Source organism: Phenylobacterium sp. (assembly GCF_044372605.1).
Lineage (GTDB): Bacteria > Pseudomonadota > Alphaproteobacteria > Caulobacterales > Caulobacteraceae > Phenylobacterium.
This window is the reverse complement of the sequence record NZ_JBILRO010000105.1, coordinates 1-10,689: the sequence shown is the minus strand read 5'-3', so window position 1 is coordinate 10,689 and position 10,689 is coordinate 1. Positions and strand designations below refer to the sequence as shown.

Annotated in this window: 10 protein-coding genes; 3 read left to right on the top strand and 7 right to left on the bottom strand. The window is 66.0% G+C overall.

Annotated elements, in window-relative coordinates; translation table 11 throughout:
• From topA to ruvX, 6 genes are all read right to left on the bottom strand, one after another.
• The coding region (gene topA / locus ACIQ42_RS10135; protein ID WP_397422078.1) for a type I DNA topoisomerase at positions 1-2,146 on the bottom strand (2,146 nt) is incomplete at its 3' end.
• Between the two features lie 99 nt (positions 2,147-2,245).
• A complete protein-coding gene (gene dprA, locus ACIQ42_RS10130; protein ID WP_397422077.1) occupies positions 2,246-3,337 on the bottom strand; it encodes a DNA-processing protein DprA in 1,092 nt (363 codons plus the stop codon).
• On the bottom strand, positions 3,334-3,975 hold the full coding sequence (plsY, locus tag ACIQ42_RS10125; protein WP_397422076.1) for a glycerol-3-phosphate 1-O-acyltransferase PlsY: 642 nt from the start codon (positions 3,973-3,975) through the stop codon (positions 3,334-3,336). The genes dprA and plsY overlap by 4 nt, the downstream gene beginning before the upstream one ends.
• Before the next feature lie 122 nt (positions 3,976-4,097).
• On the bottom strand, positions 4,098-5,387 hold the full coding sequence (gene pyrC / locus ACIQ42_RS10120; RefSeq protein ID WP_397422075.1) for a dihydroorotase: 1,290 nt from the start codon (positions 5,385-5,387) through the stop codon (positions 4,098-4,100).
• Complete coding sequence (locus ACIQ42_RS10115; protein WP_397422074.1) at positions 5,384-6,364, bottom strand: aspartate carbamoyltransferase catalytic subunit; 981 nt, start codon at positions 6,362-6,364, stop codon at positions 5,384-5,386. Before ACIQ42_RS10115 ends, pyrC begins: the two co-directional genes overlap by 4 nt.
• A 61-nt stretch (positions 6,365-6,425) precedes the next feature.
• The gene (gene ruvX, locus ACIQ42_RS10110; protein WP_397422073.1) at positions 6,426-6,893 is read right to left on the bottom strand and encodes a Holliday junction resolvase RuvX; all 468 of its coding nucleotides are present in this window, start codon (positions 6,891-6,893) and stop codon (positions 6,426-6,428) included.
• A gap of 82 nt (positions 6,894-6,975) precedes the next feature.
• Here ruvX and gatC point away from each other — a divergent pair, with 82 nt between their 5' ends.
• Together gatC and gatA are read left to right on the top strand one after the other, a co-directional pair.
• The gene (gene gatC / locus ACIQ42_RS10105; RefSeq protein ID WP_397422072.1) at positions 6,976-7,263 is read left to right on the top strand and encodes an Asp-tRNA(Asn)/Glu-tRNA(Gln) amidotransferase subunit GatC; all 288 of its coding nucleotides are present in this window, start codon (positions 6,976-6,978) and stop codon (positions 7,261-7,263) included.
• On the top strand, positions 7,263-8,735 hold the full coding sequence (gene gatA, locus ACIQ42_RS10100; protein ID WP_397422071.1) for an Asp-tRNA(Asn)/Glu-tRNA(Gln) amidotransferase subunit GatA: 1,473 nt from the start codon (positions 7,263-7,265) through the stop codon (positions 8,733-8,735). Before gatC ends, gatA begins: the two co-directional genes overlap by 1 nt.
• Before the next feature lie 31 nt (positions 8,736-8,766).
• Here gatA and ACIQ42_RS10095 read toward each other — a convergent pair whose 3' ends face one another.
• On the bottom strand, positions 8,767-9,069 hold the full coding sequence (locus tag ACIQ42_RS10095; RefSeq protein WP_397422070.1) for a hypothetical protein: 303 nt from the start codon (positions 9,067-9,069) through the stop codon (positions 8,767-8,769).
• 131 nt (positions 9,070-9,200) lie between these two features.
• On the opposite strand from ACIQ42_RS10095, the gene gatB reads away from it, so the two are divergent.
• On the top strand, positions 9,201-10,689 hold a 1,489-nt coding region (gatB, locus tag ACIQ42_RS10090; RefSeq protein WP_397422069.1), incomplete at its 3' end, for an Asp-tRNA(Asn)/Glu-tRNA(Gln) amidotransferase subunit GatB.

Sequence of the window (10,689 nt, the reverse complement as noted above, 5' to 3'; positions counted from 1 at the left end):
TCGGTTTGCCGTCCTCCGGGTGATTGCCGACATCGCGGGGCAGGCGCAGCAGGCGCAGGCCCTTGTCCAGGTCCATGTCCGGCGCGGACCAGCCCTTGGGCAGGCTGGAACGCTTCGGCTTTTCGCCTTCGCCCAGCTGGACATAGACGCCGAAGCGGCCGGTCTTCAGGAACACGGTCTCGCCGGTCACCGGATCAATCCCCAGCTCACGGTCGCCGGTCGGGCCGTCCTCGCCGTCCTCGGCGACAGTAAGGGGCCGGGTGTGGCGGCACTCGGGATAGTTGGAGCATCCCAGGAACGGGCCATACTTGCTGCTCTTCAGGCCCATGCGTCCGCTGTTGCAGACCGGGCAGGTGCGGGGATCGGAGCCGTCGGCCTTTGCGGGGAACAGGTGCGGGCCCAGCGTGGCGTCGAGGGCTGTGAGCACATCGCTCATCCGCAGTTCGGCGGTCTCACCGATCTTGGCGTTGAATTCGAGCCAGAACTCGCGGAGCAGCACCTTCCAGTCCAGTTCGCCTGCCGACACCAGGTCGAGGCGCTCTTCCAGGGCGGCCGTGAAATCGTATTCGACGTAGCGGGCGAAATACTCCTCCAGGAAGGCGGTCAGCAGGCGACCCTTGTCTTCCGGAATGAAGCGCTGCTTTTCCATCCGGACATAGGCCCGGTCGCGCAGCACCGTAAGGATCGAGGCATAGGTCGAGGGTCGCCCGATGCCGAGTTCTTCCAGTTTCTTGACGAGGCTGGCTTCGGAATAGCGCGGCGGCGGCTCGGTGAAGTGCTGGTCGGCCTTGGCGGACCGCACCTGGGCGGCGGCGCCCTGGGTCACCTGCGGCAGGCGGCCGCCTTCCTCGTCGTCGGGATCGTCGCGGCCGTCTTCGTAGACCGCCAGATAACCGTCGAAGGTCACGACCTGGCCGGTGGCGCGCAGCCCGGTCTTGCCGTCGGCGCTGTCGATATCGATGGTGGTGCGCTCGATCCTGGCGCTCTCCATCTGCGAGGCGATCATCCGCTTCCAGACCAGCTCGTAGAGCCGTCCCAGATCGCCCTCGAGCCGCATCTTGCCGGGGTTTCGCGCCAGGCTGGTGGGGCGGATCGCCTCGTGGGCCTCCTGGGCGTTCTTGGCCTTGGTGGAATAGAACCGGGGCTTTTCCGGCACATAGTCCTTGCCGTAGATGCCGCCGATGACGTCGCGGGCCTCGTCCAGCGCTTCCGGGGCGGTCTGGACCCCGTCTGTTCGCATGTAGGTGATGAGACCCACGGTCTCGCCGCCGATGTCGATGCCTTCATACAGCCGCTGGGCTGCCTGCATGGTCCGCTTGGCGTCGAAGCCCAGCTTGCGCGAGGCCTCCTGCTGAAGGGTCGAGGTGGTGAAGGGCGGGGGCGGAGACCGGCGTCCCGGTTTGCGTTCCAGGGCCGTGATCGAGAACGTCGCCGCCTTGACCGCATCGCGTGCGGCCAGGGCGCTGGTCTCGTTGCCCAGGTCGAACTTCGTGAGGCGCTTGCCATCGTGCTTCACCAGTCGTGCGGTGAAGGGGTCGCTGCCGGCGGAGACCTCCGCCTCGACGGTCCAGTATTCCTGGGTCTTGAACCGCTCGATCTCGAGCTCACGGTCTACGACGCATCGCAGGGCCACCGACTGCACGCGTCCGGCTGAACGCGCGCCTGGCAGCTTGCGCCAGAGCACCGGCGAGAGGGTGAAGCCCACCAGATAGTCCAGCGCGCGGCGCGCCAGATAGGCGTTGACCAGTTCCATATCCAGCTGGCGCGGATGGGTCATGGCCTCGAGGATCGAGCTCTTGGTAATGGCGTTGAACACCACGCGCTCGACCGGGATCTCCTTCAGGCCGCGCTTCTTGTTGAGGATCTCCAGCACGTGCCAGGAGATCGCTTCACCCTCGCGGTCCGGGTCGGTCGCCAGGATGAGGCGCTCGGCGCCCTTGGCGGCCTCGGCGATCTCGGACAGCCGCTTGGCGGCCTTGCCGTCGATTTCCCACGACATGTCGAAGTCGTCGTCAGGGCGTACCGAACCGTCCTTCGCAGGCAGGTCGCGGACGTGGCCGTACGAGGCCAGCACCTTGAAGTCGGCGCCCAGGTACTTGTTGATAGTCTTGGCCTTGGCGGGGCTCTCGACGATGACGAGCTTCATGCGGTGGGTCTGTTCCAGAAAAGAACGCGGAACGTGGGGGCGGCGCCCACGGCCTGTCAACGGTCGGATTTCAACGGATTTCACCAGCCCCTTTAGGGGCTAGATTCTTGCCACCATGCCTCCGGGCAGCAGTTCGGCCCGTCCGGCCAGCGCCAGCTCGGTCAGGGCGGCGAAGACCATGGGGGCTGGCGCGCCGGTCGCGCGCACCAGTTCGTCCCGGGAGACGGGGGTGGGCGACAGCAGGTCCGCCAGGCGTTTCCGCAGCCCGTCATCAGGTTCCGGGGTCGGGTCGCGGTAGGGTGTCGCGCCCGGCGCCTCGAAGCCACGAAGCCCCTCCAGCGCCCGCAGTACATCGTCGACGCCTTCGCAGATCGCAGCGCCCTGACGGAGAAGATCGTTGGTCCCCCGGGCTCTGGGATCAAGCGGCGAACCGGGCACAGCCAGCACCTCGCGGCCCTGCTCGCCAGCCAGGCGGGCGGTGATCAGCGATCCGGAACGGAGCTCGGCCTCCACGACCACAACGGCGCGTGAAAGTCCGGCGATGATGCGGTTGCGGCGGGGGAAATCACGGGCGACCGCGATGCGTCCCGGCTCGTTCTCCGACACCACGCACCCTGCCTCGAGAATGCGATCGTAGAGCGTACGGTGTTCGGGCGGATAGACGTCGTCCACCCCGCCACCCAGCACGGCGACCGTACCGGTGGCCATGGCCCCCTCGTGCGCCGCCGCATCGATGCCGCGCGCCATACCGGAGACCACGACGAAGCCCGCCCGGCCCAGCTCAGCCGCCAGCCCCCGGGCAAACCGTTGCGCCGCCGCCGAGGCTACACGGGCGCCGACAATCGCGACCGCCGGGCGGCTCAGGATCCGGGTGTCGCCTCGCGCCCACAGCAGCGGCGGCGGCGGGTCCAGGGCTGCCAGAGGCAGGGGGAAGGCGGGCTCGCATGCCGCCAGCATCCGCGCGCCAAGCGCCTCGCCCGCGGCCAGTTCACGCTCGGCCTCTGCGACGCCGGGGACCTTCAGGCTTGCCGTTCGTCCGCCACGGCGCGCCAGGTCAGGCAGGGCGGCGAGCGCCAGCGACGGCTCGCCGAAGCGGGCTATCAGTTGTGCAAAGGTGACGGGTCCGACGTTTTCTGTGCGGACCAGCCGCAGCCAGTCGCGGCGCTGGGCGTCGGAAAGCGCCTGGATCACTCGGCCCCGCTTGCCGTTTTGGATCCGCCGATCCGCGGCTCCTCGCCCCGCAGGAGCCGGCGGATGTTGGGCTCGTGCCGGATGAACACCAGAAGCGCCATGAACAGCGACAACAAGGCGATGGCGTGCGGCAGGCCCAGACCAAGAACGACGAGCGGCGCCAAAGCCACGGCCACCAATGCCGCCAGCGACGAGATACGGAACACAAGCGCTACGATCAGCCAGGTCGCCCCCGCCGCCAATCCCACCGGCCAGGCGGCCGCCAGCAAGGTTCCGAAGAAGGTTGCGACCCCCTTGCCGCCCTTGAACTTCAGCCAGACCGGAAACAGGTGGCCGAGAAACGCTGAGCCCGCCGCCAGGGCGATCAGTGTCGGCTCCGGCGCGCCAGGCACATTGCGCGCCATCAACCAGGCCAGCAGGACCGCCACGGCGCCCTTGCCGCCATCCCCCAGCAGGGTGATTGCCGCCAGATCTTTTCGACCCGTCCGCAGCACATTGGTCGCACCGATGTTGCCGGATCCGACCGATCGGATATCGCCCGCGCCGCCCATGCGGGTCGCGATAACGCCGAACGGAATTGATCCCAAAAGATAGCCACCGATGATGGCGAGCGCGAAGAGCATGAGGTTCGGCGACATGGAATTCCCCCTTAACACTGGGTCCTAGCGCGCCGCCGGGGGTTCGTCAGCGGTCGCGTTCGCAACCTAGCAGTGTCGAGTTTGATTTCAAGAACATTATAGGAACGTAGGGGCCGGGTCGATCAGATGGCGTAGACCGTCCGACCGTCCACGACGGTACGCAGTACTTTTCCCTGGAGCCTGCGTCCGTCGAACGGAGAGTTCTTGGACTTGGAGATAAGCTTATCGGCCTGGATCACCACCGGGGCGTTGAGGTCGCAGATCACCAGATCCGCCGGTGCCCCTCTAGCGATGCGCCCCGCCGGCAAACCCAGCAGCTTCGCCGGCGCCGAGGTCACGGTCCGGATCAGATCGATCAGCGGAATGCGTCCGTCATGATGGAAAGACAGCAGGGCCGCCAGCAGGGTCTGAAGGCCCACCGCGCCGGGCGCCGCTTCGTCATAGGGCAGGCGCTTGTCCTCGGCCGGGGCCGGGGCGTGGGCGGACACAATGACCTGGATTAGGCCGGAGGCGACCGCGTCGATCACCGCTTGCCGATCGCCCTCCGAGCGCAGGGGTGGGTCTACCTTGCAGAAGGTGCGATAGTCCCCGATGTCAATTTCATTGAAGGACAGGTGATTGATCGAGGTGGTGGCCGTGACGGGGAGGCCCCGATCAAGCCCGCGCCTCAGGCTGTCCAGGGCCGCGCCAGTTGTGATCTGATCCACGATGAACGGTGCCCCGGTGAGTTCCACCAGCGCCAGATCCCGTTCCAGCATGATCCGCTCGGCAATGGCCGGCACGCTGGGAAGGCCCATGCGCGCGGCGAACTCCCCTTCACTGGCCACAGCGCCGGTCGAGAGCCAGGGATCGGCTGGACGGTGCGCCACCGGCACGCCAAACGCCTTGGCGTAGCTGAGGACGCGGCGAAGCACCTTGGAGTCCACGATGGGCCGATCCGCGTCGGTGATATAAAGGCATCCCGCCTCATGCATCAGCCCGATCTCGGCCATCCGCTCGCCAAGGCCGCCCTTGGTGGCCGCACCTGCCGGGTAGACATTGACCAGTTCAATGTCGCGGGCGCGGCGCAGGATGAAGTCCACCACCGAGGGCTCATCCATGACCGGATTGGTGTCCGGCTGGACCACAATGGTTGTCACGCCGCCGGCTGCGGCAGCCAGCGCCGCCGACTTCAACGTTTCCTTCGGTTCCGCTCCCGGCTCTCCGGTCTTGACCCGGATGTCGATCAGGCCCGGGATCAGCAGGGCGCCGCCCGCGTCGAAGACCTCGATATCCGCAGACAGGCGGCCGAAATCCGGCGCATGTGCGATGTCGGCGATGACGCCTTCGGTGACGATCACGGCGCCGGGGCCGTCGTAGCCCGAGGCCGGGTCGACAAGGCGAGCGTTCAGATAGGCGACAGGCCGGCTCATCGGTCGTTATCCAGACGCGCGGCCAGCGAGGTCAGCACCGCCATGCGTGCGGCGACGCCCATTTCCACCTGATCCTGGATCAGACTGACGGAAAGATCATCGGCCACTTCTGAGTCGATCTCGACACCGCGGTTCATCGGTCCCGGGTGCATCACCCGCACATGCGGCGCCGCACAGGCCAGCTTCTCGCGATCCAGGCCATAGAACCGGAAGTACTCACGCTGAGACGGCGCCATGACCCCGTCCATGCGTTCCAGTTGCAGGCGCAGCATCATCACCACGTCGCAGCCGGCGATGCCCTCGCGCATGTTGTGGAACACCTCGACGTTCCAGCGCTCGGCCGCCACCGGGATCAGGGTGGGCGGGCCGACCAGCCGCACGTTCGCACCCAGCATCTGCAGCATGGCGATGTTGGAACGCGCGACGCGGCTGTGCAGCACGTCGCCGCAGATGGCGACCTTCAGGCCTGCAATTCGGCCGAAGGCGCGGCGCATCGACAGCGCATCCAGCAGGGCCTGGGTGGGGTGCTCATGCTGGCCATCACCGGCGTTGACCACCGAGCACCCGACCTTCTGCGACAAAAGGCTGGCGGCGCCTGACGAGGCATGGCGGATGACCAACAGGTCCGGCTGCATCGCATTAAGGGTTACGGCCGTGTCGATCAGGGTCTCGCCCTTGGACATGGCCGAGGAGCGCGGGCTCATGTTGACCACGTCGGCGCCCAGCCGCTTGCCGGCCAGCTCGAATGAGCTCTGGGTGCGGGTGGAGTTCTCGAAGAACAGGTTCATCAGCGTCCTGCCCTTGAGCAGGTCCAGCTTCTTCGCGGTCTGACGATTGAGGCTGACGAAGCCGTCGGCCAGATCCAGCAGATTCACCACCTCGACCTCGTTCAGGTCGGTGGCGGACAGGAAATGCTTCTTCGGAAACGAAAAGGTCCGCTGCAGGACCTCATTCAGACCGGGCGGGGTCATAGTCATCAAAGCGCGGTCTTAGGTGACTGGGCGGCCCAAGCCAAGCGCCGCTTTGGGATGAACCTCCCTAAAGGTTCTTCAGCCGATCCAGAGCCCCTTGAAGGATCCACCCGGCGGCGGCCCTGTCCACCACCTCGGCGCGGCGCGCACGGCTGATGTCGGCCTCCTCGATGAGCATCCGGTTGATCGCCATCGAACTCATCCGCTCGTCCCAGAAGGCGATGGGCATGTCTCGCAGTCGCAGAAGGTTGCGGGCAAAGGCGCGGCTGGACTGACAGCGCGGGCCTTCCGTGCCGTCCATGTTCACGGGCAGGCCGATGATGATCCCCGCAGCGCCGCGGCTTTCCATCAGTTCGAACAATCGGGCCGCGTCGGCGTTGAACTTTGTGCGGCGGATGGTCTCCAGCGGGCTGGCGATCCCGCGGGTCGCGTCCGAGACCGCCACGCCGATCGTCTTCTCCCCCAGGTCGAGGCCTGCAACAGGCGCCTGTCCAGGCAGGAGCGGGGGCAGGGCAGTCAGGTCGACAACGGGCATGACCGGTTCATATCACGTCTCGCCGCTTGCAAAGAGGCGCCCGCCACGGCTAACCCACGCGCTTGTAGTTCTGGAGGGCCCCATGGCCATCGACGCGGCGACCGTACGCAAGGTCGCCAGGCTCGCGCGGATCGCCGAGCCGGAAGAGAGACTGGAGCCGCTGGCCCGCGAACTGTCGGGTATTCTCGACTGGATCGAGCAGCTGGCCGAGGTCAACACGGATGGCGTTGAGCCCATGACCACTTCTGTGGCCATGAAACTGCCCCTGCGCGACGATGTGGTCACCGACGGTGGCGATCCGGCGCGGGTGCTCAGCAACGCGCCGAAGTCCGACAAGGGCTTCTTTGTTGTGCCGAAGGTGGTTGAGTAATGGCTGGCCTGACCGGGCTCTCACTGAAGGCCGCCCTCGACGGGCTGGCGAGCAAGACCTTTTCGTCCGAGGAAATCACCCGCGACCACATTGCCGCGGTCGAGGCGTCGTCGGCGCTGAACGCGTTTGTCGTGGAGACGCCCGACAAGGCGCTGGACATGGCCCGGGCCTCCGACGCCCGCCGCGCCAGTGGCGACGCGGGCCCGCTGGATGGCGCTCCTCTGGGGATCAAGGATCTCTTCTGCACGGATGGCGTGGAATCCACCGCCGGTTCGATGATCCTGCGGGGCTTCAGGCCCACCTACGAATCTACGGTGACGTCGAACCTCTGGCGCGACGGCGCGGTCATGCTGGGCAAGCTCAACATGGACGAGTTCGCCATGGGGTCGTCGAACGAGACCTCAGCCTGGGGGCCGGTGGCCAATCCCTGGCGGGCGAAGGGCGACAACGCCAACCTGACGCCGGGCGGTTCGTCCGGCGGCTCGGCCGCTGCGGTGGCGGCAGAGCTTTGTCTCGGTGCGACGGCGACGGACACCGGCGGCTCAATCCGGCAACCGGCGGCCTTCACCGGCACTGTGGGGATCAAGCCGACCTACGGCCGCTGCTCCCGCTGGGGGATCGTCGCCTTTGCCTCGTCGCTGGATCAGGCCGGGCCGATGGCGCGTACTGTCGAGGACACCGCGATCCTGCTGCGGTCCATGGCCGGTCACGACCCCAAGGATTCAACCAGCATCAACGCCGAAGTGCCTGATTTCGCGAGCTTCTGCGGGAAATCGGTCAAGGGTTTGCGGATCGGCGTACCGAAGGAGTACCGCGTCGACGGGATGCCGCCTGAAATCGATGCCTTGTGGGAGCAGGGGATTGCCTGGCTGAAGGACGCAGGGTGCGAGATCGTCGAGGTGTCGCTGCCGCACACCAGGTACGCGCTTCCGGCCTATTACATCATCGCCCCGGCGGAGGCGTCCTCGAATCTCGCCCGCTATGACGGCATGCGCTATGGCCTGCGGGTCGATGGCGGCAACCTCACCGAGACCTACGAGAACACCCGCGCCCAGGGCTTCGGGGAAGAGGTCAAGCGCCGCATTCTGATCGGCACCTATGTGCTCTCGGCCGGATACTATGACGCCTATTATCTGAAGGCGCTGAAGGTCCGCCGCCGAATCGCTGACGACTTCGACCAGGCCTGGCAGACTTGCGACGCCCTGTTGACGCCGACAGCGCCGTCGGCGGCCTTCGCATTGGGTGAGAAATCTGATGACCCGGTCGCCATGTACCTGAACGACATCTTCACGGTCACCGTGAACCTGGCGGGTCTGCCCGGCATGAGCGTGCCGGCGGGGCTGGATGCGCAAGGATTGCCGCTGGGACTTCAGCTCATTGGCCGAAATCTGGATGAGGGCACGTTGTTTTCACTGGGGTCGGCCATCGAGAAGGCCGCTGACTTCCGGGCCAAGCCGCAGAAGTGGTGGTGAGGGCTCCCTCTGGAGCCCCCACCACGCCGTCTTACTTGATCTTGTCGAACTCGACCTGAAGGGCCTTCAGCTTGGCGTCGTCCAGCGCGCCCTGGCTCATCGGGGCGACCTGGGCCAGCGTCATGGTGGCGATCTGGTCGTAGAACTGAGTGATTTCCGGAAGGGCCTTTTCAAGCGCGGCCTTGGCGGCCTCGTTCTTGATCAGATCACCGATCGGGGTGGTTTCGACCGACATGGCGCCCGCGGCCGGAGCGGCGGCAGGAGCGGTCTGGGCCAGGGCCGGGGCGGCCATCGAGGCCACCGCGAGCGCGGCGACGAGTGCAAGGGTCTTCATAAGGGGGTTCCTGTTCCCATTCTAAACGCCGTTCAGACGTGAGCGAACCTTGAGGTCTTTTCAAGGCAAATATGCAAGAGCGCATATGGGCGCGCTTCCGGTTTCTTTCGCGGCAGGCTACTGAACCGCGCATGAACGACGTCGCGACTTCCAAGCAGATCCAGGGGCGCACCGGTCCCTGGGAGATTGTCCTCGGCCTTGAGGTCCATGCCCAGGTCGCCTCCAACGCCAAGCTGTTTTCCGGCGCGGCGGTGGGCGCCGGCGCGGCCCCCAATGCGCAGGTCAGCCTCGTTGACGCGGCCATGCCCGGCATGCTGCCCGTGATCAATCGCCACTGCGTCGAGCAGGCGGTGAAGACCGGTCTCGGCCTGAAGGCGCAGATCAATCACTGGTCGCGGTTCGACCGGAAGAACTATTTCTATCCCGACCTGCCGCAGGGCTATCAGATAAGCCAGTTCAAGGATCCCATCGTCGGCGAGGGCGAGGTGATCGTCGAGCGCGACGACGGCTCTACCTTTACGGTGCGAATCGAACGGCTCCATCTGGAGCAGGACGCCGGCAAAAGCCTGCACGACCAGGACCCGAACTCTACCTATGTCGATCTGAACCGCTCGGGCACGGCCCTGATGGAGATCGTCTCCAAGCCGGACATGCGCACCGCCGAGGAGGCCGCCGCCTATGTGAAGAAGCTCAGGACCATCCTGATCTATCTGGGCACCTGTGACGGCGACATGGAGAAGGGCAATCTGCGGGCCGACGTGAACGTCTCGGTGTGCCGCCCCGGCGCCTATGAGAGGTTCCGCGAGAGCGGCGACTTCAAGCATCTGGGCACGCGCTGCGAGATCAAGAACGTCAATTCCTACCGCTATATCCAGCAGGCCATCGAGTATGAGGCCCGCCGTCAGATTGAGATCCTGGAGGACGGGGGCTCTATCGACCAGGAGACGCGCCTGTTCGATCCCGGCAAGATGGAGACGCGGTCCATGCGCTCCAAGGAAGAGGCGCACGACTACCGCTACTTCCCCGATCCGGACCTGCTGCCGCTGGAACTGGATCCCGCCTGGGTGAAGGCCATCGAGGCGACCCTGCCCGAACTGCCCGACGCCAAGAAGGCGCGGCTGCAGACGCAATATGGCTTGACGGCCTACGACGCGGGCGTGTTGATCATCGAACAGGCTCGCGCTGACTTTTACGAGGCCGCCGCAAAAGGCCGCGACGCCAAGCTGACCGCGAACTGGGTGACCAACGATCTGGCCGCGAGGCTGACCGCAGGCGGCATCGACATCGCCGATTCGCCCATATCCCCGGCCGGAATCGCCGAGCTGGTCCAGTTGATCGAGGAAGGCGTGATCTCCTCGCGCATCGCCAAGGACGTTTTCGAACGCATGTGGGCGGGCGAGGGCGCAGCGGGCGAGGTGGTGGAAAAGGCCGGCCTGCGCCAGGTTTCCGATACGGGCGCGCTGGAGGCCATCATCGACAAGCTGATCGCCGCCAATCCGGGCCAGGCCGAGGCGGTCAAGGAAAAGCCGCAGGCCATCGGCTGGTTCGTAGGTCAGGTGATGAAGGAAACCGGCGGCAAGGCCAATCCAGGCACGGTCAACCAGCTTCTGAAGGCCAAGC

Excerpts from the sequence above, each read along its gene's own strand:
- plsY (WP_397422076.1), bottom strand. The coding sequence starts at position 3,975 with ATGTCGCCGAACCTCATGCTCTTCGCGCTCGCCATCATCGGTGGCTAT.
- pyrC (WP_397422075.1), bottom strand. The coding sequence starts at position 5,387 with ATGAGCCGGCCTGTCGCCTATCTGAACGCTCGCCTTGTCGACCCGGCC.
- ACIQ42_RS10115 (WP_397422074.1), bottom strand. The coding sequence starts at position 6,364 with ATGACTATGACCCCGCCCGGTCTGAATGAGGTCCTGCAGCGGACCTTT.
- ruvX (WP_397422073.1), bottom strand. The coding sequence starts at position 6,893 with ATGCCCGTTGTCGACCTGACTGCCCTGCCCCCGCTCCTGCCTGGACAG.
- gatC (WP_397422072.1), top strand. The coding sequence starts at position 6,976 with ATGGCCATCGACGCGGCGACCGTACGCAAGGTCGCCAGGCTCGCGCGG.
- gatA (WP_397422071.1), top strand. The coding sequence starts at position 7,263 with ATGGCTGGCCTGACCGGGCTCTCACTGAAGGCCGCCCTCGACGGGCTG.
- ACIQ42_RS10095 (WP_397422070.1), bottom strand. The coding sequence starts at position 9,069 with ATGAAGACCCTTGCACTCGTCGCCGCGCTCGCGGTGGCCTCGATGGCC.